29 protein-coding genes are annotated in these 25241 nt (G+C 72.1%); 23 read left to right on the forward strand and 6 right to left on the reverse strand.

The window, feature by feature from the left end:
- Window positions 1-66: 66 nt before the first annotated feature.
- Window positions 67-231: a hypothetical protein gene (locus tag P8T65_RS35450; protein WP_086785843.1), complete on the reverse strand. Its 165-nt coding sequence runs from the start codon at window positions 229-231 to the stop codon at window positions 67-69.
- Between the two features lie 244 nt (window positions 232-475).
- Between P8T65_RS35450 and P8T65_RS35455 the strand changes: the two genes are divergently transcribed.
- The 4 genes from P8T65_RS35455 to P8T65_RS35470 all read left to right on the forward strand — a co-directional run bounded on the left by P8T65_RS35455 (window position 476) and on the right by P8T65_RS35470 (window position 4528).
- Complete coding sequence (locus P8T65_RS35455; RefSeq protein WP_316729233.1) at window positions 476-1699, forward strand: NYN domain-containing protein; 1224 nt, start codon at window positions 476-478, stop codon at window positions 1697-1699.
- Window positions 1700-1868: 169 nt separating this feature from the next.
- Entirely contained in the window at window positions 1869-2894 is a 1026-nt protein-coding gene (locus P8T65_RS35460; protein WP_316729234.1) for an ABC transporter ATP-binding protein, read from the forward strand.
- A gap of 106 nt (window positions 2895-3000) precedes the next feature.
- Entirely contained in the window at window positions 3001-3825 is an 825-nt protein-coding gene (locus P8T65_RS35465) for an ABC transporter permease (protein ID WP_316729235.1), read from the forward strand.
- A gap of 34 nt (window positions 3826-3859) precedes the next feature.
- Window positions 3860-4528 carry a DUF2567 domain-containing protein gene (locus P8T65_RS35470; protein ID WP_316729236.1) on the forward strand — a complete coding sequence of 223 codons (669 nt, stop codon included), beginning with the start codon at window positions 3860-3862 and terminating at the stop codon, window positions 4526-4528.
- Between the two features lie 218 nt (window positions 4529-4746).
- Here the strand turns inward: P8T65_RS35470 and ybaK are convergent, their stop codons facing one another.
- The 4 genes from ybaK to P8T65_RS35490 form a co-directional block, all read right to left on the reverse strand.
- Entirely contained in the window at window positions 4747-5247 is a 501-nt protein-coding gene (gene ybaK, locus P8T65_RS35475; protein ID WP_316731829.1) for a Cys-tRNA(Pro) deacylase, read from the reverse strand.
- A 17-nt stretch (window positions 5248-5264) separates the two neighbouring features.
- Complete coding sequence (locus P8T65_RS35480; protein ID WP_316729238.1) at window positions 5265-6005, reverse strand: LON peptidase substrate-binding domain-containing protein; 741 nt, start codon at window positions 6003-6005, stop codon at window positions 5265-5267.
- 69 nt (window positions 6006-6074) lie between these two features.
- Complete coding sequence (locus tag P8T65_RS35485; protein WP_316729239.1) at window positions 6075-7082, reverse strand: hypothetical protein; 1008 nt, start codon at window positions 7080-7082, stop codon at window positions 6075-6077.
- Window positions 7083-7265: 183 nt separating this feature from the next.
- Window positions 7266-8849, reverse strand: coding sequence for an oxidoreductase (locus P8T65_RS35490; protein ID WP_316729240.1), 1584 nt, complete (start codon window positions 8847-8849; stop codon window positions 7266-7268).
- A gap of 182 nt (window positions 8850-9031) precedes the next feature.
- Here P8T65_RS35490 and hisD point away from each other — a divergent pair, with 182 nt between their 5' ends.
- From hisD to hisF, 8 genes are all read left to right on the forward strand, one after another.
- The gene (hisD, locus tag P8T65_RS35495) at window positions 9032-10354 is read left to right on the forward strand and encodes a histidinol dehydrogenase (RefSeq protein ID WP_316729241.1); all 1323 of its coding nucleotides are present in this window, start codon (window positions 9032-9034) and stop codon (window positions 10352-10354) included.
- The gene (locus P8T65_RS35500; protein WP_316729242.1) at window positions 10351-11460 is read left to right on the forward strand and encodes a histidinol-phosphate transaminase; all 1110 of its coding nucleotides are present in this window, start codon (window positions 10351-10353) and stop codon (window positions 11458-11460) included. The genes hisD and P8T65_RS35500 overlap by 4 nt, the downstream gene beginning before the upstream one ends.
- Window positions 11457-12050: an imidazoleglycerol-phosphate dehydratase HisB gene (gene hisB / locus P8T65_RS35505; RefSeq protein WP_013004386.1), complete on the forward strand. Its 594-nt coding sequence runs from the start codon at window positions 11457-11459 to the stop codon at window positions 12048-12050. Before P8T65_RS35500 ends, hisB begins: the two co-directional genes overlap by 4 nt.
- Window positions 12047-12211: a hypothetical protein gene (locus tag P8T65_RS35510; protein WP_316729243.1), complete on the forward strand. Its 165-nt coding sequence runs from the start codon at window positions 12047-12049 to the stop codon at window positions 12209-12211. The genes hisB and P8T65_RS35510 overlap by 4 nt, the downstream gene beginning before the upstream one ends.
- Window positions 12202-12852, forward strand: coding sequence for an imidazole glycerol phosphate synthase subunit HisH (hisH, locus tag P8T65_RS35515; RefSeq protein ID WP_316729244.1), 651 nt, complete (start codon window positions 12202-12204; stop codon window positions 12850-12852). Before P8T65_RS35510 ends, hisH begins: the two co-directional genes overlap by 10 nt.
- 2 nt (window positions 12853-12854) lie before the next feature.
- Complete coding sequence (gene priA, locus P8T65_RS35520; protein ID WP_316729246.1) at window positions 12855-13580, forward strand: bifunctional 1-(5-phosphoribosyl)-5-((5-phosphoribosylamino)methylideneamino)imidazole-4-carboxamide isomerase/phosphoribosylanthranilate isomerase PriA; 726 nt, start codon at window positions 12855-12857, stop codon at window positions 13578-13580.
- A complete protein-coding gene (locus P8T65_RS35525; RefSeq protein WP_184895274.1) occupies window positions 13577-13969 on the forward strand; it encodes a RidA family protein in 393 nt (130 codons plus the stop codon). The genes priA and P8T65_RS35525 overlap by 4 nt, the downstream gene beginning before the upstream one ends.
- Before the next feature lie 64 nt (window positions 13970-14033).
- Window positions 14034-14804, forward strand: a complete 771-nt coding sequence (gene hisF / locus P8T65_RS35530) for an imidazole glycerol phosphate synthase subunit HisF (protein WP_316729248.1) — start codon at window positions 14034-14036, stop codon at window positions 14802-14804.
- 63 nt (window positions 14805-14867) lie between these two features.
- On the opposite strand, the gene P8T65_RS35535 is transcribed toward hisF, so the two are convergent.
- Window positions 14868-15503 carry a TIGR03085 family metal-binding protein gene (locus tag P8T65_RS35535; protein WP_316729250.1) on the reverse strand — a complete coding sequence of 212 codons (636 nt, stop codon included), beginning with the start codon at window positions 15501-15503 and terminating at the stop codon, window positions 14868-14870.
- Between the two features lie 169 nt (window positions 15504-15672).
- Between P8T65_RS35535 and hisI the strand changes: the two genes are divergently transcribed.
- The 11 genes from hisI (at window position 15673) to lgt (ending at window position 25073) form a co-directional block, all read left to right on the forward strand.
- On the forward strand, window positions 15673-16128 hold the full coding sequence (gene hisI / locus P8T65_RS35540) for a phosphoribosyl-AMP cyclohydrolase (protein WP_316729251.1): 456 nt from the start codon (window positions 15673-15675) through the stop codon (window positions 16126-16128).
- Between the two features lie 11 nt (window positions 16129-16139).
- Window positions 16140-17618: an anthranilate synthase component I gene (locus tag P8T65_RS35545; RefSeq protein WP_316729252.1), complete on the forward strand. Its 1479-nt coding sequence runs from the start codon at window positions 16140-16142 to the stop codon at window positions 17616-17618.
- A gap of 52 nt (window positions 17619-17670) precedes the next feature.
- Window positions 17671-18315, forward strand: coding sequence for a TIGR02234 family membrane protein (locus P8T65_RS35550; protein ID WP_316729254.1), 645 nt, complete (start codon window positions 17671-17673; stop codon window positions 18313-18315).
- Between the two features lie 164 nt (window positions 18316-18479).
- On the forward strand, window positions 18480-18752 hold the full coding sequence (locus P8T65_RS35555; protein ID WP_316729256.1) for an HGxxPAAW family protein: 273 nt from the start codon (window positions 18480-18482) through the stop codon (window positions 18750-18752).
- Between the two features lie 75 nt (window positions 18753-18827).
- Window positions 18828-19271: a DUF2752 domain-containing protein gene (locus P8T65_RS35560; RefSeq protein ID WP_184895288.1), complete on the forward strand. Its 444-nt coding sequence runs from the start codon at window positions 18828-18830 to the stop codon at window positions 19269-19271.
- 189 nt (window positions 19272-19460) lie between these two features.
- Window positions 19461-20270 carry an indole-3-glycerol phosphate synthase TrpC gene (trpC, locus tag P8T65_RS35565; protein WP_184895289.1) on the forward strand — a complete coding sequence of 270 codons (810 nt, stop codon included), beginning with the start codon at window positions 19461-19463 and terminating at the stop codon, window positions 20268-20270.
- Window positions 20271-20421: 151 nt separating this feature from the next.
- On the forward strand, window positions 20422-20598 hold the full coding sequence (trpM, locus tag P8T65_RS47460; RefSeq protein WP_399103326.1) for a tryptophan biosynthesis modulator TrpM: 177 nt from the start codon (window positions 20422-20424) through the stop codon (window positions 20596-20598).
- 291 nt (window positions 20599-20889) lie between these two features.
- Window positions 20890-22179, forward strand: coding sequence for a tryptophan synthase subunit beta (gene trpB, locus P8T65_RS35570; RefSeq protein ID WP_316729257.1), 1290 nt, complete (start codon window positions 20890-20892; stop codon window positions 22177-22179).
- Window positions 22176-22994 (forward strand): tryptophan synthase subunit alpha, encoded by an 819-nt coding sequence (gene trpA, locus P8T65_RS35575; RefSeq protein WP_316729258.1) that lies wholly within the window; start codon window positions 22176-22178, stop codon window positions 22992-22994. Before trpB ends, trpA begins: the two co-directional genes overlap by 4 nt.
- A gap of 163 nt (window positions 22995-23157) precedes the next feature.
- The gene (locus tag P8T65_RS35580; RefSeq protein WP_316729259.1) at window positions 23158-23934 is read left to right on the forward strand and encodes a thioredoxin domain-containing protein; all 777 of its coding nucleotides are present in this window, start codon (window positions 23158-23160) and stop codon (window positions 23932-23934) included.
- 149 nt (window positions 23935-24083) lie between these two features.
- Window positions 24084-25073: a prolipoprotein diacylglyceryl transferase gene (lgt, locus tag P8T65_RS35585; protein WP_316729260.1), complete on the forward strand. Its 990-nt coding sequence runs from the start codon at window positions 24084-24086 to the stop codon at window positions 25071-25073.
- Window positions 25074-25241: the final 168 nt, after the last annotated feature.

Here is a 25241-nt window from a genome sequence, read left to right on the forward strand (position 1 = left end):
GGGCGCATCCAAAGTTCCGGATGCACCCCTCGGTGTATCGGGGCTGCAACAGCCTTCACGCAAATGTCAGTTGTGACCGAAGCGCTTCTGCCGGCCCTTGCGGGCCATGTCGCCGGGCGTCACCTGGGTCGCGCGCTGCTCGGCCTGCGACTCCAGCGAGGACTGCTGGGCCTGCTGCTGACCACGCTCGGACTGCGGCTGCTTACGGTCCTGCTTCTTGTTCTTGGCCATGGTGATCTGCCTCCTGTGGGGGATCTAGGGGCCAGGGCCGCGACCAGACTCACATAGCATGACAAGACGCGCATTTCGGAAAATCACCGTCCGTGACGAGAGTTGTCGGACCGTGGGCCGCGGCCACGGGGGCGCGCGCCCGGATACGCCACGCCGAAGATCGAGTTCCGGCCGTTAAGCTCCGCGCGGTCGGGCAGACTCGAAGGAAGCCCGAAGCAAACCTCCCGGAAAGAGGGTGGATCGCGTGGACCGCTGCATCGTCCTGGTGGACGCCGGGTATCTGCTCGGCGCGGCCGCCAGCCTCCTCGCCGGGGAACCCTCCCGCTCCCGCATCACCGTCGATCACGCCGCCCTCATCCAGGGGCTGCGCGAGCGCGCCGAGGCCGACACCGAACGGCCGTTGCTGCGCATCTACTGGTTCGACGGCGCCCCCGACCGCGTCCCGCAGCCCGAGCACCGCAGGCTGCGCGTGATGCCCCGGGTGACCGTCCGGCTGGGCGCGCTGACCCGCAGCGACGGGCGCTGGGCGCAGAAGGGCGTGGACGCCGCCATGCACGCCGAACTGACCGAACTGGCCCGCAACCGCGCCTGCTCCGACGTGGTCCTCGTGACCGGCGACGGAGATCTGCTGCCGGGAATGATGGCCGCCAAGGAACACGGCGTCGCCGTCCACCTCTGGGCTGTGCAGGCCGCCGACGGCGACTACAACCAGTCCGAGGACCTGGTGGCCGAGGCCGACGAGCGGCGGGTGCTCGACCGGATGTGGATCACCAAGGCCGTACGCGCCAAGGACCTCGGCGGGATCTGCGCGCCCCAGCCGGTGCCGCGGCCGGAGATCGCCGCGATCCTGTCGGCGCCGCTGCCCGAGTCGGCGCTCGCGGCGGCCGCCGATCGGGCGCCCGGAGAGCCCGAACACGCGTCGGGGGCCGGCGCCGCGCGCAACGGCGCCGAGGAACGGACGGCCGCGCCGAAGGGCGTACCGACACCGAAGGACCTGGCGGCGATGCGCGGGCCGGGGGCCCACGCCGCGCAGCATCCGGCCACCGCCACGCTCAGGTGGTCCTCCGACAAGGGCTGGGTGGACCGGCCCGGGGGCGCGGCGGAGCCGCCCGAGGCCGCGGCGATGCCGACACTGGCGCAGCTGACCACGGCGGAGCAGCGATGGGCCGACCGCGAGGAGGACATCACGACCGTCGGGGGCGACCCCTTCGAGGTCGGGCAGGTGTTCGCCCGGCGGTGGATGGCCCGGCTGACCGACCAGTCGCATCTGCAGAAGCTGTCCGGGATGTATCCCCGGGTACCGCACCGGGTGGACGGGGAGTTGCTGCGGTACGCCGCCCGGTTCGGGTTGCTGGCGCACAAGGACGATCAGATCGACGAGCACGACCGGTACGCGATCCGGGCCGGGTTCTGGCGGGAGATCGACGTACGGACGGGGGTCGAGCACGCGCCGGCGGGGGAGCGGTAGGGCGCCTGACAGCTCCGGGACGCCTGCTCGTGGGCAGGTGCGCGTTCGTCGTGGCTGGTCGCGCCCACGCGGCGGAGCCGCATCTGTGACAGCCCCGCGCCCCTGAAGGGGGCGCGCTGCAGTGCCCCGAAGACAGGAGGGCCCTCCGGACCCCGTAGGCTCGTCCCTCGTGAGTACGCGTACGGCACCGGCGGTCCGGCATGGCGGGGATGTCGTGTGCGCTGTGCGGGGGCTCACCAAGACCTATCCGGCGACCCGGGGACGGCGCGGGACGCCGGGGACCCCCGAGGTGCGGGCCAACGACGCGGTGGCCCTGGAGGTCGGGCGCGGGGAGATCTTCGGACTGCTCGGACCCAACGGGGCCGGCAAGACCACGCTCGTCCGGCAGCTGACCGGGCTGATGCGACCCGACGACGGCACCGTCGAGATCCTGGGCCACGACATCGTGCGGCACCCCGAGCGGGCCGCGCGGATCCTCGCCTATCTGGGGCAGGAGTCGACCGCCCTGGACGAACTGACCGTGGCCCTCGCCGCGGAGACCACCGGACGGCTGCGCGGGCTGGAGGTACGGCGGGCGCGGGCCGAGCGGGACGCCGTGCTGGAGGAACTGGGACTGACCGGGCTCGCCGCGCGGCCGCTGAAGAAGCTGTCCGGCGGGCAGCGGCGGCTCGCCTGCTTCGCCACCGCGTTGGTCGGGGAGCGTCCGCTGCTCGTGCTCGACGAGCCGACCAGCGGCATGGACCCGGTGGCCCGGCGCGCCGTGTGGGCCGCCGTCGACCGGCGGCGCGCCGAGTCCGGCACCACCGTCCTGCTGGTCACCCACAACGTCATCGAGGCCGAGACCGTGCTCGACCGGGTCGCCGTCCTGGACCAGGGCCGGGTCATCGCCTGCGACACGCCGACCGGACTGAAGGAGCGGGTCGCGGGCGAGGTGCGGGTCGAACTGGTGTGGCGGGAGAAGGCGCCGCTGGACGTGCCCGAGGTCGCGGCCCTGCGCCCGCGCGCCGTGGAGTCCGGGCGCCGTTGGACGCTCCGGCTCGCGCCCGAGGAGGCGCGTGCCGTGGTGGCCACCGTGACCGGGGGCGCCGCCTTCGTGGCGCTCGACGACTTCACCCTCGCCACGCCGAGCCTGGAGGACGTCTACCTGGCGCTCGGCGGCAGCGCGGGCGGTGCGCAGGGGCTGGTCAAGGGGTGAGGGACGCGGGCGTGAGCGGGAGAACGGTCGGTGCGCGAGTGAACGCCGGGGCTGCCGCAGCCGTACGAAAATGGGCGACAGCCGAAGCGAAGAGGAGCAGCTCGACGTGAGTGTCGTACCCGCCGAGATCCTGCCGGGCAAGGCCCTGGCCGTCGAGGAGCGCGTGGAGCGCGGAGCCGCCGAGCTCGGGCCCCGCGCGCGCCTGTGGCCCTCGCTCTGCGCGGTGTACCGGGCGCAGCTGTCCCGGGCGCGGGTCGCGCGGATCCCGCTGCTGTTCGTGGCCACCTTCCAGTCGATCGGGATCATGGTCCTGATGCGCGGAGTGGTGGACGGCGGGGCCGAGGCGCACGCCGTGGTCGCCGGTTCGGCGGTGCTCGTCGTCGCCTTCGTCGCGCTGAATCTGCTGGCGCAGTACTTCGGGCAGCTGCGGTCCAGCGGCGGGCTCGACCACTACGCGACCCTGCCGGTGCCGCCGGCGGCCGTGGTGCTGGGCGCGGCGGGGGCCTACGCCTCCTTCACCGTGCCGGGGACCGTCGTGACCGCCGTCTTCGGCTGTGTGCTCTTCGGGCTGCCGCTGACCCACCTCTGGGTGCTCGCCGCCGTGATCCCGCTCGCCGGGGCCGCGCTCGCCGGACTGGGCGCCGCGCTCGGGCTGCTCGCCCCGCGCCCGGAACTCGCCACCGTGCTCGGACAGCTCGGCATGTCGGCGGCGCTGCTGCTGGGCGTGCTACCGGCCGACCGGATGCCGACGTTCGTCCAGTTCGCCCGGGACCTGCTGCCGTCGACGTACGGCGTGGAGGCCCTCGCGCGGACCTTCGGGCCGCACCCCGACTGGGCGTTCGTGCTCGGGGACCTCGCCGTGTGCGCGGGGGTCGGGGTCGTCTCGCTGGCCGTCGCCACCTGGGCGTACCGGCGGGCCGCCGTCCGGTGACGCGGCGCACGGCCGGGCCTGGCACGATGGCAGGGTGACCGCACCGTTGACTCCCCCACCGCCGCCGCACAACCAGTCCCCGGACGACCCCTGGGCTCCGCCGCCCACCGGCGGTGGGAGTGGTGCGGAATCCTGGTACGGGCCGGAGGAACCTCCGGCCGGCCCCGGGCTCAGGACCGAGTTGATCGAGGCCGCCGTCGTCACGGTGGTCATGGCGCTGGTCGGCGGCGCGCTGCTGGGCATCCTGTGGTGGTGGCTCGCGCCGCACGTGCCGCTCGTCTCCGACGGGTCGGCGGTCTACTTCAAGGAGACCGAGGGCGAGCAGGCCGTGGGGGTCGACGGAACGTTCACGCTGCTGGCCCTGGGCGCGGGTGCGCTCAGCGCGCTCGTCGTGTTCCTGCTGCGCCGGCGCGGCGGGGTGCCGCTCGTCGTGGCGCTCATGGTCGGTGGGCTGCTCGGGGCCGTGCTGGCGTGGCGGCTCGGGGTGTGGCTCGGGCCCGGGACCGATGTCGCCGCGCGGGCGAAGGAGGTCGGGCGAGGGGTGACGTTCTCGGCGCCGCTGAAGCTCGGGGCGAAGGGGGCGCTGCTGGTGTGGCCGTTCGCGGGGTTGCTGGTGCACCTCGGGTTGACGGCGATGTTCGGGCCGCGGGATCCGGAGCCGGGGCCCTCCGGGGAGGACAAGGACGGGTACGGCGTTGCTTGACGCCGGGCGCCTATGGGCTCGGGAGGGCGGGTCTCGTCGGCGGGTGCGGCTCCGGTGGAGCTTCTCGCGCAGTTCCCCGCGCCCCTAAAGCCAAAGACCAGGCCCTGCGGGCCCGAAAAGCACGGGGCGCAGCCCCTGCTTTTCAGGGGCGCGGGGAACTGCGCGAGAAGCCCCACCTACCCGCACCCGGCATACACGCAGGCGCACCCCCGGAAGGGTCACGCCCGAGCGATCGCCGCCGTCACCGCCTCCGTGAGCTTCGCGAGGTCACCCGGCGGGAGTTCCACCTCCAGACCGCGGCGGCCGGCGGACACGCAGATCGTGTCGTGCGCCTCCGCCGACGCGTCCAGCACCGTGCGGAGCCTCTTGCGCTGGCCGAGGGGGGAGATCCCGCCACGGACATAGCCGGTCGTGCGCTCCGCGAGCGTGGGATCGGCCATCGTCGCCCGCTTGCCGCCGACCGCCGTCGCCAGCGCCTTCAGGTCCAGCGAGCCCGACACCGGCACGACGGCCACCACCAGCGCGCCGTCGACGTCCGCCACCAGGGTCTTGAAGACCCGCTCGGGCGACACGCCCATCGCCTCGGCCGCCTCCTCGCCGTAGGAGGGATGCGCCGGATCGTGCTCGTAGGCGTGCACCGTGAACTCCACGCCCGCCGCCGTCAGGGCCACCGTCGCCGGCGTGCCACCCGCCTGCTGCTTCTTCGACTTCTTCGCCATCGGCCTTCTCATGTGCGTCAGTTGAGGCTCGTCGGACCCCGCGTCAGCTCCGACGCGGGCAACGACGGCAGACTACGGATGATCGCGGACTCGGCGCGCAGGAGTTTCAGCTCGTCCCGCAGCCGGGATGCCGTGTCGGGGGCCTGGAGGAGTCGCTGCTTGGCGGGTGTGTCGAGCATCATCGCCGCCGCGACCAGGTACGAGACGACGGCCGGCTCGTCGGGCAGGTCCGCACCCGTCGACAGCGAGCGCTCCCGGGCGCCCGCGAGCCGCTTCTGGTACTGGCGGAACGCCCGCAGCACACCCTCGGCGAGCGCGCCCGCCTCGTCGCCCGCGTCCTCCGGCAGTTCCTCCAGGTCCGCCACGAGGAACGGCCCCGTGGTGTCCACCGAGAGCAGGCGCACACGGGTGGTACCGGTCGCGAGGACCTCGTAGGTGCCGTTGTCGCGCTCCCGGATGGTGGCCGCGTCCGCGATACAGCCCACAGAGTGGAACGCCTTCGTCGGTTCCTCGCCGAAACCCGCCGTGGGGCCCCGCTCGGGCAGCGCGGTCGGATCCGGCATGCCCGGGGCGCTCGGCGCGACCTCGTGGCCGTCGCGGATGGCGACCACGGCGAAGCGGCGGGGTTGGTCCTCGGGGGTCTTCAGCAACTCGCGCATCATGGCGCGATAGCGCTCCTCGAAGATGTTCAGAGGAAGCACGAGCCCCGGGTACAACACCGAGTTCAGGGGGAAGAGCGGCAGCCGGACGGTGGTCACGAGGCCAGAGCCTAATGGTCGCCGGGCGCGCGCGTTCGGCCGTACTCGTTTGGTGACCTCCCGGGAGCGCTACCCTACGGCCCGCGTCGGCCTCTCCCGCCGCTCCCACAGCGGGATCGAGCACGCCACCTCCAGCCGTACGCCGTCCCGCAGCTCAAGGAACTGGCCCAGCGGATCGTCCGACACCCGGTCCCAGGGGAACGACGTGGCGTACGGGCCGATCACGCGCAACTGGGCCAGGGCGTCGGACCAGCGCTCCAGCCTGACGAGGACGTAGGTCAGCAGGTTGCGGACCTCGGCCGGCCAGGGGTCGTCGGGCCCGTACTCGGCGGAGAGCGCGATCGCGCCGTCCGCGGCCCGATCCAGACGCGCGCGCGGGATCTCCGCCCCGCCGTCGATGAGGTAGGCGAAGGCCGCCCGGACCGGCAGGGCCCGGACGAGGGACCCGGGGAGCGCGTCCTCGGCGGCCCGCTCGGCGAAGTCGAAGCACTCGCGGTGCGAGCCGTACCACGCGGCGGACAGGTACTTCAGCGCCGCGACATGACAGCCGTAGTGGTGCGGTGAGCGGCGGACCGCCTCCGTCCACAGCCGCTCGAAGCCGGTGTGGCCCAGGCCCGTGCCCCGGGCGTGGTCGAGCGCGATCCGCCAGGGCACCGGATCACGGGGTTCGCCCTCGGCCGCCGCCGTGATCAACGGGCCGGCCTCGCGCAGCAGTTCCGCCCGAGCGGGGGAGCGCCAGCCGCGGGCCACCGCCAGCTCTGCCCTGATCAGCAGGACGTCCGGGTCGCGCGGTGCCGCCCGGCGCCAGCTCCGCAGCCACGCGTCGCGCGCGTGGGCGAAGGCGGCGAGCCGCAGCGCGTACCGGTCGCGGTTCTCCCACTCGGCGGCCTCCCGGGTGGTCGCCAGCAGCTTCGCCGCGGGCGTGTGGTCGCCGCGGCCGGCCGCCACCAGCGTGGGCCCGAGCCGCTCGTCGGGAGCATCGAGCAGCACCTCGTCGTCGGCGGGCAGGCCCACTGCGAGACGTGAGGTGTGGCGTGCCATCCGGGCGGTGCGGACGAGCGCGCGCAGCGGATCCATGGCGCCCGGCCCCCTTCGCGCCTCGCCCGGGGCCGCTCTCGCGGACCGGGTGCTCACCGTCGTGGTGATGCGAACTGATGTTGCGAACTGATGGTTTCGGTACGAAGACGGAGGGCGGACGCATCAGGTTGTCTGTTTCGGAGGTCAGGTCAAAAAGGCCGGTCAACTCCTGAATAGATCCGGTCAGTTCCTGCTCAGGAGGCGGGTGGCGCCCGCCGCCACCGTCGTCGCCAGGATCCAGCCCAGGATGATGACCACCGCCGCCAGCCACTGCCATCCGCCGTTCAGCTGCCAGTAGCCGACCTGGCCGAGGTCGATGACCGGCAGCAGCAGGTCCAGGGCGAACAGGGACGGGTCCCAGTGCGGATGCTCGCCGCTCTTCATCGGCGGATGGTCGGCGTGCGAGAAGGCGTACGAGGTCAACGCCCACAGCACCGCCATCCACACCGCGGCCCGACCCGGCCGGTACCCGTACGCGACCGTCCAGTCCTGCACGTACCCCCAGAACTTGGCCGCCAGCGGCAGGTTCTCCCGCCGGTGGCGCTGCTTGGCGAGGAGCACCTCGCGGGCGCCCTCGTCGTCCCCGCCGGCCCGCAGCACGGTCGCCAGCCGCTCGTACGGCTCCGGGCTGTACTCGGCGGTCGCGGCCGCCACCCACTCCAGCCGCCCGGCCAGCGGGAACCGGTCGCGCGGCACGAGGCCCTCGTACTGGAAGCCGTCCATGCGCAGATTGCCCGGGCCCGGCCAGCTCTCCGACTTGTCGATCAGGACGCCGACGCGTGCCCCGGACAGGACGACCTTGCCGCGTTCGGGTCTCTCGCCGAGGAACCGCAGCTCGGGCACCTGGACGCGGCGCAGCGACAGCTCCTGCTCGTCGGTGAAGGTGAACCGGGCCCGCTCCAGGTCGACGGAGTCCCCGAACCGCCCGTCGTCAAGACGGATCCCGCCCTGGCACTCGAAGCGCTGCACCCGGGTGCCGCGCGCGGGTGTCCTGCCGCTGGTGTGCAGCGGATTGCCGAGGCCGGCCGGGGTCAGATACAGGGTGCGCTCCACGGTCAGCTGCGGCGCGTTCAGGGCGAGGCGGCCGTAGGGGTTGGCGAGCCGGCTGCCACGCAGACTGAGCGAGGCGCCGACCGTCGCGCCGCGCAGACTGAGCTCGCCGTGCGACTCCAGCATCTCGGCCTGCACGTCCTGCGCGACGGTCAGCCCGTCGGCGGAGAGCGAGCGGCCGTGCCGGTCGCGGTAGACGACCGCCTGGTTGAGCAGCAGATCGGTGCCGATCTGGGCGTCCGCCAGCCGCACCCCGTTGTGGAACCGGCAGCGCGGCAGATGCAGATCGCCCTCCGTCTGCAGCCGGGCGGCCTCCAGCCGGGGCACCGAGCAGTCCACCAGCCGAATCGTCGTGAACCGGGCCTCCGGCAGCAGGATCTCCTTCTCGAACCGGCAGCCCTTCATCTCCACGTACGGCACCACCTGGCCGCCCGCCAGCTCCAGCACGCCCTTGATCTGGACACCGACCAGCTTCAGCGCGGACACCCGGCCGGCCAGCGCGGGCGGCCCGTCCAGAAGCAGCCAGGCCACGATCCGGGCCCGCACCGTCCGCTCGGGGCCCCAAGGGTGGCCGCCGTGCGGATCGTCGACGGCGGCGTCCCCGTCCCGCAGGTCGTACACGCTGCCGTTGCGGAAGGCCTGCCACATCCCCGCTTCGGCGGCGGTCAGGTCGTCCGGCAGGTCCACGTCGTCCCGGATGCCGGGCCCCTCGCTCACGACTCTTCCTTCCCCCGTCCTCGGCATTCGCGTGTATCGCGCAACTGTTTACGCTGGTGATGCCCGCTGAGTGACGGCCTGAACGCTAGACGTGAAGAGGATCTTCCGGGTTCCGCGCGTGCGCGTATCAGCCATTGGAACGCGCGGACGGCCGCCTGCGCGGGTCTGAGAGAATTGGGGCTGTGATCTCCCGAATCGATCTGCGCGGCGACGCCCTCCCCGAGGGACCCGCCCTGCGCGACCTGCTGCCCCGAGCCGACTTCGACGTCTCGGCCGCCCTGGAGAAGGTGCGTCCGATCTGCGAGGCCGTGCATCATCGGGGCGACGCGGCGCTGATCGACTTCGCGGAGAAGTTCGACGGGGTACGCCTGACGTCCGTGCGGGTCCCGGCCGAGGCCCTCACGGATGCGCTGGACCAGCTCGACCCGGCCGTCCGCGCGGCCCTGGAGGAGTCGATCCGCCGCGCCCGCACCGTCCACCGCGCGCAGCGCCGCACCACCCGCACCACCCAGGTCGTCCCCGGCGGCACCGTCACCGAGAAGTGGGTGCCGGTCGAGCGCGTCGGCCTCTACGCCCCCGGCGGCCGCTCCGTCTACCCCTCGTCCGTGATCATGAACGTGGTCCCGGCGCAGGAGGCGGGCGTCCCCTCCATCGCGCTCGCCTCGCCGGCGCAGGCCGAGTTCGACGGGCTTCCGCACCCCACGATCCTGGCCGCCTGCGCCCTGCTCGGCGTCGACGAGGTCTACGCGGCCGGCGGCGCCACCGCCGTGGCGATGTTCGCGTACGGCACCGAGTCCTGCCCGCCCGCCCCCATGGTCACCGGGCCGGGCAACATCTGGGTGGCCGCGGCCAAGCGGTACTTCACCGGTGTCATCGGCATCGACTCCGAGGCGGGCCCGACCGAGATCGCGGTCCTCGCCGACGACACCGCCGACCCGGTGCACGTCGCCGCCGACCTGATCAGCCAGGCCGAGCACGACCCGCTGGCCGCCGCCGTGCTCGTCACCGACTCCGTCGCGCTCGCCGACGCCGTCGAGAAGGAACTCCAGCCGCAGGTCGAGGCCACCAAGCACATCGAGGACCGCATCCGGCCCGCCCTGGCCGGGCGGCAGTCCGCGATCGTCCTGGTCGACGGCGTCGACGAGGGCCTGCGCGTCGTCAACGCCTACGGCGCCGAGCACCTGGAGATCCAGACGGCCGACGCCGCCGCGGTCGCCGGCCGCGTCGTCAACGCGGGCGCGATCTTCATCGGGCCCTGGGCGCCGGTCTCGCTGGGCGACTACGCGGCCGGCTCCAACCACGTGCTGCCGACCGGCGGCTGCGCCTGCCACTCCTCCGGTCTGTCCGTCCAGTCCTTCCTGCGCGGCATCCATATCGTCGACTACACCGAGGACGCGCTGGCCGAGGTCGCGCACCACGTGGTGACGCTGGCGGAGGCGGAGGACCTCCCCGCGCACGGCGCGGCGATCAAGGCAAGGTTCGGCTGGAAGGTACCTGGCAAGTGAGCTTCGGAATCGACGATCTCCCCGTACGGGACGAACTGCGCGGCAAGAGCCCCTACGGCGCGCCCCAGCTCGACGTCCCCGTACGCCTGAACACCAACGAGAACCCGTACCCCCTGCCCGAGCCGCTGGTCGAGCGGATCACCGAGCGGGTGCGCGAGGCCGCCCGGCACCTCAACCGCTACCCGGACCGGGACGCGGTCGAGCTGCGGACCCGGCTCGCCGAGTACCTGTCGAAGACCTCCGGGTACGAGGTCGGCGTGGCGAACGTGTGGGCGGCCAACGGCTCCAACGAGGTCATCCAGCAGCTGCTGCAGACCTTCGGCGGGCCCGGCCGCACGGCCATCGGCTTCGAGCCCTCGTACTCCATGCACGGGCTGATCTCGCGCGGCACCGGCACCGGCTGGATCTCCGGCCCGCGCCACGACGACTTCACGATCGACCTCGCCGCCGCCGAGAAGGCCGTCGCCGAGCACCGGCCCGACGTCGTCTTCATCACCACCCCCAACAACCCCACGGGCAACGCGGTCCCACGGGACACCGTCCTCGCGCTGTACGAGGCCGCGCAGGCCGCGGGGCCCTCGATGGTCGTCGTCGACGAGGCCTACGTCGAGTTCAGCCACGGCGACTCGCTGCTGCCGCTGCTCGACGGACGCCCGAACCTCGTCGTCTCCCGCACGATGTCCAAGGCCTTCGGCGCGGCCGGTCTGCGCCTCGGCTACCTCGCCGCGCACCCGGCGGTCGTCGACGCCGTCCAGCTCGTGCGGCTGCCGTACCACCTCTCCGCCGTCACCCAGGCGACCGCGCTGGCCGCCCTGGAGCACACCGACACCCTCCTCGGCTACGTCGAACAGCTGAAGACGGAGCGGGACCGGCTCGTCGCGGAGCTGCGCGCCCTCGGCTACGAGGTGACCGAGTCCGACGCGAACTTCGTGCAGTTCGGCCGCTTCGCCGACGCCCACGAGGTCTGGCGCAGGATCCTCGACCGGGGCGTCCTGGTCCGGGACAACGGTGTGCCGGGATGGCTGCGGGTCACCGCCGGAACCCCCGCCGAGAACGACGCGTTCCTCGACGCGGTACGTGAACTGAAGAAGGAGCAGAGCGCATGAGCCGCGTAGGACGTATAGAGCGGACCACGAAGGAGACCTCGGTCCTGGTCGAGATCAACCTCGACGGCACCGGCAGGACGGAGATCTCCACCGGGGTCGGCTTCTACGACCACATGCTCGACCAGCTCGGCCGCCACGGTCTGTTCGACCTGACCGTGAAGACCGACGGCGACCTGCACATCGACTCCCACCACACCATCGAGGACACCGCCCTCGCGCTGGGCGCCGCCTTCAAGCAGGCCCTCGGCGACAAGGTGGGCATCTACCGCTTCGGCAACTGCACGGTCCCGCTGGACGAGTCCCTCGCCCAGGTCACCGTCGACCTCTCCGGCCGCCCCTACCTCGTGCACACCGAGCCCGAGAAGATGGCGCCGATGATCGGCGAGTACGACACCACGATGACCCGGCACATCCTGGAGTCCTTCGTCGCCCAGGCCCAGATCGCGCTGCACGTCCACGTGCCGTACGGGCGCAACGCCCACCACATCGTCGAATGCCAGTTCAAGGCGCTGGCCCGGGCGCTGCGCTACGCCTCCGAGCGCGACCCGCGCGCGGCCGGCATCCTGCCCTCCACGAAGGGCGCGCTGTGAACGGTCTGTCCACCGTCCTGATCGTCGTCGGCCTCTTCCTGGTCGGCGGGATCATCTCGTTCACCAAGCAGCAGATGCCCAAGAGCCTCATCACGCTGCTCTCGATCGGCGCCGCGATGTGTCTCGTCGCGGGCATCCTGCGGCTGGAGGTGTGGAATTGAGCAGCGCGTCCAAGAAGGTCGTCGTCTTCGACTACGGCTTCGGGAACGTGAGGTCCGCCGAGCGCGCCCTCGCACGCACCGGCGCCGAGGTCGAGATAACGCGTGACTTCGACAGGGCCATGAACGCCGACGGGCTGCTGGTCCCCGGCGTCGGCGCCTTCGCCGCCTGCATGAAGGGCCTCAAGGAGGCACGCGGCGACTGGATCATCGACCGGCGCCTGTCCGGCGGCCGCCCGGTGATGGGCATCTGCGTCGGCATGCAGATCCTCTTCGCCCGCGGCATCGAACACGGCGTGGAGACCGAGGGCCTCGACGAGTGGCCCGGCGCGGTCGAACCGCTCCAGGCCGAGATCGTGCCCCACATGGGCTGGAACACCGTCGACGCCCCGGCCGGCACCGAGCTGTTCGCCGGCCTCGACGCCGACGCCCGCTTCTACTTCGTGCACTCCTACGCCGTCCACGACTGGTCGCTGGAGACGCACAACCCCGCGCTCACGGCCCCCAAGGTCACCTGGTCGACGCACGGCAAGCCGTTCGTGGCGGCCGTGGAGAACGGCGCCCTGTGGGCCACGCAGTTCCACCCCGAGAAGTCCGGCGACGCCGGAGCGCAGCTGCTGAACAACTGGATCGGAACCCTGTAGCCATGGCAAAGCTCGAACTCCTCCCCGCCGTCGACGTCCGTGACGGCCAGGCGGTCCGGCTCGTCCACGGCGAGTCCGGCACCGAGACCTCCTACGGCTCCCCGCTCCAGGCCGCCCTCGCCTGGCAGGGCGCGGGCGCCGAGTGGCTGCACCTGGTCGACCTCGACGCGGCGTTCGGCACCGGCGACAACCGGGACTTGGTCGCCGAGGTCACCCGGGCCATGGACATCAAGGTCGAGCTGTCCGGCGGCATCCGGGACGACGCCTCCCTGGCGAAGGCCCTGGCCACCGGCTGCACCCGCGTCAACCTGGGCACGGCCGCCCTGGAGACCCCCGAGTGGGTCGCCCAGGTCATCGCCGAGCACGGCGACCGGATCGCCGTGGGCCTCGACGTACGCGGTACGACACTGAAGGGCCGCGGCTGGACCCGCGACGGCGGCGACCTCTACGAGACGCTGGAGCGCCTCGACAAGGAGGGCTGCGCGCGGTACGTGGTCACGGACATCGCCAAGGACGGCACCCTCCAGGGCCCGAACCTGGAGCTGCTGAGGAACGTCTGCGCGGCCACCGACCGTGCGGTCGTCGCCTCCGGCGGCGTCTCCTCCCTCGACGACCTGCGGGCCATCGCCGAGCTGGTGCCCCTCGGTGTCGAGGGGGCCATCGTCGGGAAGGCCCTCTACGCGAAGGCGTTCACCCTGGAAGAGGCCTTGGAGGCTGTGTCGTCATGACGTCCGATGCCGTACGGCGGGTGCAGAGCGGGAGTCCCTGGGAGGAGTCCTTCGGTTTCGCGCGCGCCGTCGCGGCGGGCGACCGCGTCCTGGTGGCGGGCACGACCGCCTTCAAGGGTGAGGTGCTCCACGGGGAGGGCGACCCCTACGAGCAGGCCAAGGTGGCCTTCACCAGCGCGGTCGCGGCCCTCGGCGAGTTCGGGCTCGGTGCCGAGTCCGTGATCCGCACACGGATGTACCTGACGCACATGCGGGACGTGGAAGCCGTGGGGCGGGCCCACAAGGAGATCTTCGACCCGGTGCGTCCGGCCTCGACCCTGCTGGTCGTGGAGGGTTTCGTCGACCCGCGCATCCTGGTCGAAGTAGAGATCGAAGCATTCCGGGGCTAGGCCGCTGTCAGGCCTGGCCCAGCCTTTCTGGGTTTTTCTGGGTTTTCTAAGGAGCCGTGGATTCATGACCCTGGCGGTCCGAGTCATCCCCTGCCTGGACGTGGACAACGGCCGGGTCGTCAAGGGTGTCAACTTCCAGAACCTGCGCGACGCGGGCGACCCCGTCGAGATGGCGAAGGTGTACGACGCCGAGGGCGCCGACGAGCTGACGTTCCTCGACATCACCGCCTCGTCGGGCAACCGCGAGACCACCTACGACGTGGTCCGCCGCACCGCCGAGCAGGTCTTCATCCCGCTGACCGTCGGCGGCGGCGTCCGTACCGCCGAGGACGTCGACAAGCTGCTGCGGGCCGGCGCGGACAAGGTCGGCGTCAACACGGCGGCGATCGCCCGCCCCGACCTGATCCGCGAGATCGCCGAGCGGTTCGGCCGCCAGGTGCTGGTGCTCTCGGTCGACGCGCGTCGCACCCCTTCCGGCAGCGGCTCCAAAGGCTCCTTCGAGGTCACCACCCACGGCGGTCGCAAGGGCACCGGCATCGACGCCGTCGAGTGGGCCCACCGGGCCGCCGAGCTGGGCGCGGGCGAGATCCTGCTCAACTCGATGGACGCGGACGGCACCAAGGACGGCTACGACCTGGAGATGATCACAGCCGTCCGTAAGCACGTCACCGTACCGGTCATCGCCTCCGGCGGCGCCGGCAAGCTCGCCGACTTCTCCCCGGCCATCGAGGCGGGCGCCGACGCCGTCCTCGCCGCCTCCGTCTTCCACTTCGGCGACCTGCGCATCGGCGAGGTCAAGAACGCGCTGCGCGGGGCCGGCCACCCCGTGCGGTGAGGCCGACGGACCCTTGCGTGTAAGCCCCGTTCACCAGGTGACCGGGGCTTACATCGACTCGGCTCAGATCCCCAGCTGCTTCGTCTCGTGCAGCTTGGTGATCGCCTCCTTGTCGCCCTCCAGCTCCACGTCGGCCACCTGTTGGCGGCCGTACAGGAACAGCAGCAGCTCGGACGGCTCACCGGTGACGGTGACCACCGGGGTACCGCGACGGGCCACCGCCGTCCGGCCGTCGGGACGGCGCAGGACCAGCCCGGTGGGGGAGCCCCGGCCCATGAGCCGGGCGGTGCGCTCCAGACGGGACCACAGGGCGTCCTGGAAGACATGGTCGAGCTCGCGCGGCGACCACTCGGGCCGGGCCCGGCGGATGTCCTCGGTGTGCACGTAGAACTCGATCGTGTTCGAAGCCTCGTCGATCTGCTTCAAGGAGAAGGGCGAGAAACGCGGCGGACCGGTACGGACGAGCTGGATCAGCTCCTCGTAGGGCTTCGCCGCGAACTCCTCCATCACCCGGTCCAGGCGGGACGCGAGCTGCTTGATGAGGATGCCTCCGGCGGCGTCGGGGCGGCGCTCGCGCACCACCACGTGCGCGGCCAGATCACGGGTCGTCCAGCCCTCGCACAGGGTGGGGGCATCGGGGCCCGCGGTCTCCAACAGGTCGGCGAAGAGAAGCCGTTCACGCTTGGCATGGGTCGACATGCCAGCCAGCCTACGACCGTGCCCCCGCTCCGCCCAGCGCAGGTCCGGCCGATCCATGGCCACGGATACCCGGACGGTCGCCACGCGGTCCGGTCATTCGTACGACAAGAGGGTCCGGCCTGTGGACAACCGGCGAGGCCGGTCCGCGCGGCGCGGCACAATGGCACGCATGACCAGCACGCCGTCCTCCAGCAGCCCTCTCCCTCCCGGAGCCCCCGCCGGCCCCGGTACCCCGAGCGCGCTGGACCCCGAGATCGCCGCCCGCCTCAAGCGCGGCGTCGACGGGCTCCTGCCCGCCATCGCCCAGCAGTACGACACCGGCGAGGTGCTCATGCTCGGCTGGATGGACGACGAGGCCCTGCACCGCACCCTCACCACCGGCCGCTGCACCTACTGGTCGCGCAGCCGCCGCGAGTACTGGGTCAAGGGCGACACATCCGGCCACTTCCAGTGGGTGAAGTCCGTCGCCCTGGACTGCGACGCCGACACCCTCCTCGTCAAGGTCGACCAGATCGGCGCCGCCTGCCACACCGGCGACCGCACCTGCTTCGACGAGGCCGTCCTCAAGGCCGTGGAGGGCGCCCCGGGCGCCACCGGTTCCGGCGTACCGTCACTGGATCAGTAAGGTCAGCCGCCATGGACCTCGAGACGTTCCGCAAGCTGGCCACCGACCGGCGTGTCATCCCCGTCAGCCGCAAGCTCCTCGCCGACGGCGACACCCCCGTCGGGCTCTATCGCAAGCTCGCCGCCGAGCGCCCCGGCACCTTTCTGCTGGAGTCCGCGGAGAACGGCCGCTCATGGTCTCGCTACTCCTTCGTCGGCGTCCGCAGCCACGCCACCCTCACCGCCCGCGACGGCGAGGCCCACTGGCTCGGCACCCCGCCCGTCGGCGTCCCCGTCGACGGCGACCCCCTCGCCGCGCTGCGCGCCACCATCGAGGCGCTCCACACCCCGCACCAGGAAGGCATGCCGCCCTTCACCGGCGGCATGGTCGGCTACCTCGGCTACGACATCGTGCGCCGCCTGGAGAAGATCGGCCCCGGCGAGCGGGACGACCTGCGGCTCCCCGAGCTGACCATGCTGCTGACCAGCGACCTGGCGGTCATGGACCACTGGGAGGGCTCGGTCCTGCTGATCGCCAACGCCATCAACCACAACGACCTGGACACCGGCGTCGACGAGGCCCACGCCGACGCGATCGCCCGCCTCGACGCCATGGCGGCCGACCTCGCCAAGCCCGTCGCCCAGCCCCCGGCGGCCCTCCCGCCCTCCGAGCTGCCCGAGTACACCGCGCTGTGGGGCGGCCCCGACTTCCAGGAGGCCGTCGAGGACATCAAGGAGCGCATCCGGGCCGGCGAGGCCTTCCAGGTCGTCCCCTCCCAGCGCTTCGAGACCCCGTGCACGGCGAGCGCGCTGGACGTCTACCGGGTCCTGAGGGCCACCAACCCCTCCCCGTACATGTACCTGTTCCGCTTCGACGGCTTCGACGTCGTCGGCTCCTCCCCCGAGGCCCTGGTCAAGGTCGAGGACGGACGGGCCATGGTCCACCCCATCGCCGGCACCCGGCACCGGGGCGCCACCCCGCAGGAGGACCAGGCCCTCGCCGACGAACTGCTCGCCGACCCCAAGGAGCGCGCCGAGCACCTGATGCTCGTCGACCTGGGACGCAACGACCTGGGCCGGGTCTGCGAACCGGGCTCGGTCGAGGTCGTCGACTTCATGTCCGTCGAGCGGTACTCGCACGTGATGCACATCGTGTCCACCGTCACCGGCCGGGTCGCACCGGGCCGCACCGCCTTCGACGTCCTCACCGCCTGCTTCCCCGCCGGCACCCTCTCCGGCGCCCCCAAGCCGCGCGCCATGCAGATCATCGACGAACTGGAGCCGTCGCGCCGGGGCCTGTACGGCGGCTGCGTCGGCTACCTCGACTTCGCCGGGGACTCCGACACCGCCATCGCCATCCGCACGGCCCTCCTCAGGGACGGCACGGCCTACGTTCAGGCCGGCGCCGGCATCGTCGCCGACTCCGACCCCGTCGCCGAGGACACCGAATGCCGCAACAAGGCGGCCGCGGTCCTGAGAGCGGTGCACACGGCCAACCGACTTGGACAATAGGGCGCTTCTCACGTGCGCCCCGGGTGACAGCCCACCCGGGGCGCAGGCGATAGTGGAGTACGTGACCGCAGCACCGCACCCCCCTTCAGAACCCGCTTCCCTCCGCTCCGGTCGGCGCAGTCTCGCCCTGGCGCTGCTCAGCGGTGCCCTCGGCGCGGCCGTCGTGCTGCTCGCCACCCGGCAGCGCTGGTCGGAGGGCACCATCACGGTGGCCGGCGGCCCCTTCCCGCTGACCGCCAAGGGCAGCGACGTCACCGGCGTCCCGGCGTCCCTCGCCGTCGTGGGCCTCGCCGCGCTCGTCGCCGTCTTCGCCGTACGCCGGTCCGGGCGCGTCCTGGTCGCGGTCCTGCTCGCCCTCTCCGGCGCGGGCACCGTCGCCGCCGCGCTGCTCGGCGCGTACGACAGCTCGGCGCTCGACGACAAGGCGGCCGAGGCCTCCGGTGACACCGCCGCGACCGTCGACGCGCTCAGTCACACCGGCTGGCCGTACGTCGCGGCCGTCGGCGGCGCGCTCATCCTGCTCGCCGGGCTGCTCGCCCTGCGCTACGGACGGCTGTGGCCCACGATGTCCGGCCGCTACGAGCGCGACGGCACCCCCCGCCCCCGCATGGCCCGGCCGGTCGACCCCGACCGCCCCGAGGACATGTGGAAGGCCCTGGATCGGGGCGAGGACCCGACGGGACCCGACCCGGTGTAGGCCGACACGGACCACGCACCGGACGAAGTCGGGAACGTGAGAGTGGACACCCCCGCTCATGGCATCCGTACTCGTACGGAACAATGGACGGCGAGCGTCCGACTCAGCACAGGCATCGAGCGTCACGCATCGAGCACGACGCAATGAACAACGAGGAGCAAGTCATGGCGGGCAGCAGCCACGGTCACACCCCGGCCGCCTGGACCGGCGTCACCATCGCCTTCATCGGTTTCTGCGTCTCGGGCGCCTACATGGTGATGGCCCAGCCGCTGGGATTCTGGGCCGGCATGGTCATCGTCGTCCTCGGCGGCGTCGTCGGCATGGTCATGCGCGCCATGGGCATGGGCCAGCCGAAGGACGCGCACGCCGCGTACGAGACGGCGGCGGTGCGCGCCAACACCACGGCCACCCCCGAGCCGGCCGTCGCCAAGAGCTGACATCCCACGAGGGGCGGCCCGGCGGCACACCGTCGGGCCGCCCCTCGTGCGCGCGTACGGCCCGCGCGGGGCAGAATGCGGTGTGTGAACGCCGAGACCGCACCGACCACCCCGCAGCGGGGCCGCGCGCTGCGCGGACTCTGGGTGCCCGCCGCAGCGCTCACGGCCGTCGGCAGCGCCTTCGCGTACGTCGCGGCCGTGGACCCCAACGAACCCGGCCACTACCCGGTCTGCCCGCTGTGGCGCTTCACCGGCCTGTACTGCCCCGGCTGCGGAGGCCTGCGCAGCGCCCACGCCTTCGCGCACGGCGACCTGGCGACCGCGCTCACCGACAACGCGCTGGCCGTCGCGGGCTTTTTCGGGTTCGCGGTGCTGTGGACCGTCTGGGTGGTCCAGGTGGCGCGCGGACGACCGCTGCGCCTGCGGTTCGGGACCGTTCAGGCGTGGTCGCTCGGCGCGTTGGCGCTGGTCTTCACGGTTGTCCGGAACCTGCCGTTCGGCGGCTGGCTCCACCCTTGATCGACCGGCGAACGTCCAGCTAGTGGGACCGGCGTCAACCGGATGCGAGGCCTACGCCCTCCTCCCGATACCATCGCAGTGAACTGCCTGAACACTGAGAACCGCTCGACTGTCAATACATGACCGTCAAACGTTGTCACTGATTTTTGCCGTTTCCATCGTTTCACCGTCTGAAAGGGGGCCGCTCGCGTGAGTGTGCTCGACGAGATCATCGACGGAGTCCGTGCCGACCTCGCGGAGCGGCAGGCGCGCGTCAGCCTCGACGAGCTCAAGGAGCGCGCGGCGAAGGCTCCGGCGGCCAAGGACGGCGTGGCCGCGCTGCGCGGCGACGGCGTCAAGGTGATCTGCGAGGTCAAGCGCTCCAGCCCCTCCAAGGGCGCGCTCGCCGCGATCGCCGACCCCGCCGGTCTGGCCGCCGACTACGAGGCGGGCGGCGCGGCCGTCATCTCCGTCCTCACCGAGCAGCGCCGCTTCGGCGGCTCGCTGGCCGACCTGGAGGCCGTCCGCGCCCGCGTGGACATCCCCGTCCTGCGCAAGGACTTCATCGTCACCTCGTACCAGCTGTGGGAGGCCCGGGCGTACGGCGCCGACGTGGCCCTGCTGATCGTCGCGGCCCTCGACCAGCCGGCGCTGGAGTCGCTGATCGAGCGCGCCGAGTCCATCGGGCTCACCCCGCTCGTCGAGGTCCACGACGAGGACGAGGTGGAGCGCGCGGTCGACGCCGGCGCCCGGGTGATCGGCGTCAACGCCCGCAACCTCAAGACCCTCGAGGTCGACCGCACCACCTTCGAGCGGGTCGCCCCCGAGATCCCCGACTCCATCGTCAAGATCGCCGAGTCCGGCGTCCGGGGTCCGCACGACCTCATCGCCTACGCCAACGCCGGCGCCGACGCGGTCCTCGTGGGCGAGTCCCTCGTCACCGGCAAGGACCCCAAGACCGCCGTCGCCGACCTCGTGGCCGCGGGCGAGCACCCGGCGCTGCGGCACGGCCGGAGCTGACCAGGCCATGACCGCCCGTGCCTTTGCCGCCGGCCGGCCGGGATTCGTCCCGGCCGGGGCGCCGGGGCGCGGCGGAGCCGCCGTACCGGTCGTGGTCACCCACACGGGTGAGCCGGGGCCGGTAGGCTGTGCCCCGATGTTCTCGATCACCATGACTCCCAGGGACCCCTACGCCCGCCTCGCGCGCGGGTGCCGTCCCCGTGGCTGCCGGGCCCCCGCCCGCCGCGTCCACGGGCGCCGGGTCCGCTATGTCATCGGTGACGAGCCGGGTCAGGTGAACGGCATGCGATGGCCCAGGACACGTACGCGGTGCCCTGCGGGCAGCTGAGCCGCGTCTCCCTTCGCTGAAACGCCGGGTGTCGCGTCCTCGGCGGCAGGTGGGAGCGGAGACGGTCGGTTCGGCACCGCCGATCGACGTCGTCGTGGTCGCTCGCCGTCGTCGCGGCGGGTGGATCGGAGCGGTGGCGAGCGAGTACCGGATCCCGGCCGAGCGCGGGGACCGCGGTGCCGCGGGGCAGTTCGACAGCCGGGGCCCGCCCCGGGTGCGCGGCGCGCGTACGTGATCGCTGTCAGCCGGAGTCCGACCAACGACGGGGCCACGCCCCTGCGAGGTATGCGCATGTCCAGTGAGTTCTTCATTCCCGACCCCGAGGGTCAGGTTCCCAGCGCCGAGGGGTATTTCGGCGCGTTCGGCGGCAAGTTCATCCCGGAGGCGCTGGTCGCCGCCGTGGACGAGGTCGCCGTGGAGTACGACAAGGCCAAGCACGACCCTGAGTTCGCGCGCGAGCTCGACGACCTGCTCGTCCACTACACCGGCCGGCCCAGCTCGCTCACCGAGGTGCCCCGGTTCGCCGAGCACGCCGGCGGCGCGCGGGTCTTCCTCAAGCGCGAGGACCTGAACCACACCGGATCCCACAAGATCAACAACGTGCTCGGGCAAGCCCTGCTCACCAAGCGCATGGGCAAGACCCGGGTCATCGCCGAGACGGGAGCGGGCCAGCACGGCGTCGCCACCGCCACGGCCTGCGCGCTCTTCGGCCTCGACTGCACCATCTACATGGGCGAGATCGACACCCAGCGCCAAGCCCTGAACGTCGCCCGGATGCGGATGCTCGGCGCCGAGGTCGTCGCCGTGAAGTCCGGCTCCCGGACCCTCAAGGACGCCATCAACGAGGCGTTCCGGGACTGGGTCGCCAACGTCGACCGCACCCACTACCTGTTCGGTACCGTGGCCGGCCCCCACCCCTTCCCCGCGATGGTCCGCGACTTCCACCGGGTCATCGGTGTCGAGGCCAGGCGGCAGATCCTCGAACGCGCGGGACGGCTGCCCGACGCCGCCGTCGCCTGCGTGGGCGGCGGCTCCAACGCCATCGGCCTCTTCCACGCCTTCATCCCGGACGCGGGCGTCCGCCTCATCGGCTGCGAGCCGGCCGGGCACGGCGTGGAGACCGGCGAGCACGCGGCCACGCTGACCGCGGGTGAGCCGGGCATCCTGCACGGCTCGCGCTCGTACGTCCTGCAGGACGAGGAGGGCCAGATCACCGAGCCGTACTCGATCTCGGCCGGCCTCGACTACCCGGGCATCGGCCCCGAGCACGCCTACCTCAAGGACAGTGGCCGCGGCGAGTACCGCGCCGTCACGGACGACGCCGCCATGCAGGCGCTGCGTCTGCTGTCGCGCACCGAGGGCATCATCCCGGCGATCGAGAGCGCCCACGCGCTCGCCGGGGCTCTGGAGGTCGGCAGGGAGCTGGGCACGGACGGGCTGATCGTCGTCAACCTGTCCGGGCGCGGCGACAAGGACATGGACACGGCCGCGCGTTACTTCGGCCTGTACGACGGTGGTGCCGACGCCGAGGTCGCCGCCGACGCGGCCGATCTCGCGGAGATCGAGGGGGACGCCAAGTGAACGGGAACATCCAGCTGTTGAGTGACACCCTCGCCTCCGCCAAGGCGGAGGGGCGCTCCGCGCTCATCGCCTATCTGCCGGCCGGGTTCCCGACCGTCGACGGCGGTATCGCCGCGATCAAGGCCGTCTTCGAGGGCGGCGCCGACGTCGTCGAGGTGGGGCTGCCGCACAGCGACCCGGTCCTCGACGGCCCCGTCATCCAGACCGCCGACGACATCGCCCTGCGGGGCGGTGTCAAGATCGCCGACGTGATGCGTACGGTGCGGGAGGCGCACGAGGCCACCGGGAAGCCGGTGCTGGTCATGACGTACTGGAACCCCATCGACCGCTACGGCGTCGAGCGCTTCACGGCCGAGCTCGCGGAGGCGGGCGGCGCGGGCTGCATCCTGCCCGACCTGCCCGTCCAGGAGTCGGCGCTGTGGAGGGAGCACGCGGAGAAGCACGGCCTCGGCACGGTCTTCGTGGTCGCGCCCAGCAGCAAGGACGCCCGGCTCGCCGAGATCACCGCGGCGGGCAGTGGCTTCGTCTACGCGGCCTCGCTGATGGGCGTGACGGGCACCCGCGAGTCGGTGGGCGCGCAGGCCCAGGACCTGGTGGAACGCACCCGGGCCACGGGCTCCGGCCTGCCGGTCTGCGTAGGCCTCGGCGTCTCCAACGCCGAACAGGCCGCCGAGGTCGCCGGGTTCGCCGACGGGGTGATCGTCGGCTCCGCGTTTGTGAAGCGGATGCTGGACGCGCCCGACGAGGCGGCAGGCCTGGACGCCGTACGGGAACTGGCGGGCGACCTCGCGAAGGGCGTACGCCGGGGCGCGTGAGCGGCCGGACCACCGGGCGTGCGACCCGGCGTGGGACGCGCTCGTGACGTTCACCCGTTTGTCGCACGGGGATCGCTGGACGTAACGGGCAATCCGCTCACTCGAACGGGTGGAAGTGGGATCGGGGAGGCGCTGAGCGCCTCCCCGGTTCGTTCTGCGGGTTGTGAGCGAGAAGAACCGTGAGGGAAAGCGCACCGCCCGTGAACGGCTGGCGGAGGAGCGCGAGAAGCAGAAGGCCGCCGAGAAGCGCCGTCGGGTGCTGATCGTGGGCGCCTCCGTGGTGTGCGTGCTGGGGCTGGCCGCCGTGATCGGCGTCGTGGCGGCGAACGCGGACAAGGACGACGAGGCCGGCGCCTCGGGCCCGGTCGTCGCACCCTCGGGGGCGAACGGCGAGGACAGCCTCGCGATCCCCGTCGGGGACGCCGGCGCCAGGTCGACCCTCTCCGTGTGGGAGGACTTCCGCTGCCCGGCCTGCAAATCCTTCGAGGACGCCTATCGCTCGACGATCCACGAGCTGACCGAGGCCGGGAAGCTGAAGGTCGAGTACCACCTCGCCACCCTGATCGACGGCAACATGGGCGGCAGCGGCTCCCGCACGGCCGCCAATGCCGCGGCGTGCGCGCAGAACGAAAGCAAGTTCCCCGCGTACCACGACGTGCTCTTCGAGAACCAGCCGCCCGAGACGGACGACGCCTTCGCGAGCGAGACCAGGCTCCTCGACCTGGCGAAGAAGGTGGACGGCCTGGACACCGCCGCCTTCCGCACCTGCGTCGAGGACGGCAAGCACAACAGCTGGGTCGCGAAGTCGAACGAGGCCTTCCAGAAGGGCGGCTTCTCCGGCACACCGAGCGTCTTCCTCAACGGCACCAACATCTACGCGGACCAGTCCATGACCCCCGCCAAGCTGAAGCAGATGGTGGAGGCGAAGGCCGAGGGGTGAGACAGGGGGCGAGTCAGGGGTGACGCGGGAGTGAGCCGCGGGACCGCCGGGGGCCGTGGGGCGTCAAGACACCAAGGGGACGGCGTTATGGACCTGTTGCCGGGGCGCCCGCCGTCGGCCGGGTCCGGCAGGGTAGCGTCGATCCTGCCATGGAACTTGCCTACATTCCCAGCCCGTCGCGCGGGGTGCTGTACCTCGGTCCCGTCCCGCTGCGCGGCTACGCCTTCTGCATCATCATCGGTGTCTTCGTAGCCGTCTGGCTCGGCAACAAACGCTGGGTCGCGCGGGGCGGACGGGCCGGAACAGTCGCCGACATCGCCGTCTGGGCCGTGCCCTTCGGCCTGATCGGCGGACGGCTCTACCACGTGATCACGGACTACGAGCTGTACTTCAGCGAGGGCCGTGACTGGGTGGACGCCTTCAAGGTCTGGGAGGGCGGCCTCGGCATCTGGGGCGCGATCGCCCTCGGCGCGGTGGGCGCGTGGATCGGCTGCCGGCGCCGGGGCATCCCGCTGCCCGCGTACGCCGACGCCGTCGCCCCCGGTATCGCCCTCGCCCAGGCGATCGGGCGCTGGGGCAACTGGTTCAACCAGGAGCTGTACGGCAAGCCGACGGATCTGCCGTGGGCCGTGGAGATCACGTCCTCCACGGACGGTCGGCTGCCGGGTACGTACCACCCGACCTTCCTCTACGAGTCGCTGTGGTGCATCGGTGTCGCGCTGCTCGTCATCTGGGCGGACCGCCGGTTCAAGCTCGGGCACGGGCGGGCGTTCGCGCTGTATGTCGCCGCGTACTGCGCGGGGCGGTTCTGGATCGAGTACATGCGGGTCGACGAGGCCCACCACATCCTCGGACTGCGCCTCAACAACTGGACCGCGCTGTTCGTCTTCGTCCTCGCCGTGCTCTACATCGTCCTGTCGGCCCGGAAGCGGCCGGGGCGGGAGGAGATCGTGGAACCGGGGGGCTCCGACGGTGACGGGGACGAGGGCGCTGCCGCGTCGGCCGCGGACGCGGAGTCGGCGTCGGGCGAGGCTTCGGCCAAGGCCAAGTCCGAGGGTGACGCCGAGGAGAAGAAGGACGCGGAGGCCTCCGACGGCGGGAGTGCGAAGAAGGAGCCAGAGTCCGCGGAGAAGAGCTGACGAATGGCTGTTCGGTAGCTGTGGTGCCTGCCCACCTGTCCCTTCGGGGGCAGGTGGGTTTTTGGTTTGGGGGACCGGGGTGCGTGGTCGGGTGCGGGTCAGTGGGGGCTTCTCGCGCAGTTCCCCGCGCCCCTGAAGGATTCAGGCCCTGCGGGCCTGAAAAGCGTG

The sequence above is a fragment of the Streptomyces sp. 11x1 genome, from assembly GCF_032598905.1.
Classification (GTDB): Bacteria; Actinomycetota; Actinomycetes; order Streptomycetales; family Streptomycetaceae; genus Streptomyces.

Coding starts and splice junctions, on each gene's coding strand:
- trpM (WP_399103326.1), top strand. CDS start 20,422: ATGACTCCCAGGGACCCCTACGCCCGCCTCGCGCGCGGGTGCCGTCCC.
- priA (WP_316729246.1), top strand. CDS start 12,855: ATGGCAAAGCTCGAACTCCTCCCCGCCGTCGACGTCCGTGACGGCCAG.
- hisB (WP_013004386.1), top strand. CDS start 11,457: ATGAGCCGCGTAGGACGTATAGAGCGGACCACGAAGGAGACCTCGGTC.
- P8T65_RS35525 (WP_184895274.1), top strand. CDS start 13,577: ATGACGTCCGATGCCGTACGGCGGGTGCAGAGCGGGAGTCCCTGGGAG.
- P8T65_RS35450 (WP_086785843.1), bottom strand. CDS start 231: ATGGCCAAGAACAAGAAGCAGGACCGTAAGCAGCCGCAGTCCGAGCGT.
- P8T65_RS35560 (WP_184895288.1), top strand. CDS start 18,828: ATGCGGTGTGTGAACGCCGAGACCGCACCGACCACCCCGCAGCGGGGC.
- lgt (WP_316729260.1), top strand. CDS start 24,084: ATGGAACTTGCCTACATTCCCAGCCCGTCGCGCGGGGTGCTGTACCTC.
- P8T65_RS35535 (WP_316729250.1), bottom strand. CDS start 15,503: ATGTCGACCCATGCCAAGCGTGAACGGCTTCTCTTCGCCGACCTGTTG.
- P8T65_RS35485 (WP_316729239.1), bottom strand. CDS start 7,082: ATGGATCCGCTGCGCGCGCTCGTCCGCACCGCCCGGATGGCACGCCAC.
- P8T65_RS35555 (WP_316729256.1), top strand. CDS start 18,480: ATGGCGGGCAGCAGCCACGGTCACACCCCGGCCGCCTGGACCGGCGTC.
- ybaK (WP_316731829.1), bottom strand. CDS start 5,247: ATGGCGAAGAAGTCGAAGAAGCAGCAGGCGGGTGGCACGCCGGCGACG.
- trpB (WP_316729257.1), top strand. CDS start 20,890: ATGTCCAGTGAGTTCTTCATTCCCGACCCCGAGGGTCAGGTTCCCAGC.
- P8T65_RS35545 (WP_316729252.1), top strand. CDS start 16,140: ATGGACCTCGAGACGTTCCGCAAGCTGGCCACCGACCGGCGTGTCATC.
- hisI (WP_316729251.1), top strand. CDS start 15,673: ATGACCAGCACGCCGTCCTCCAGCAGCCCTCTCCCTCCCGGAGCCCCC.
- hisF (WP_316729248.1), top strand. CDS start 14,034: ATGACCCTGGCGGTCCGAGTCATCCCCTGCCTGGACGTGGACAACGGC.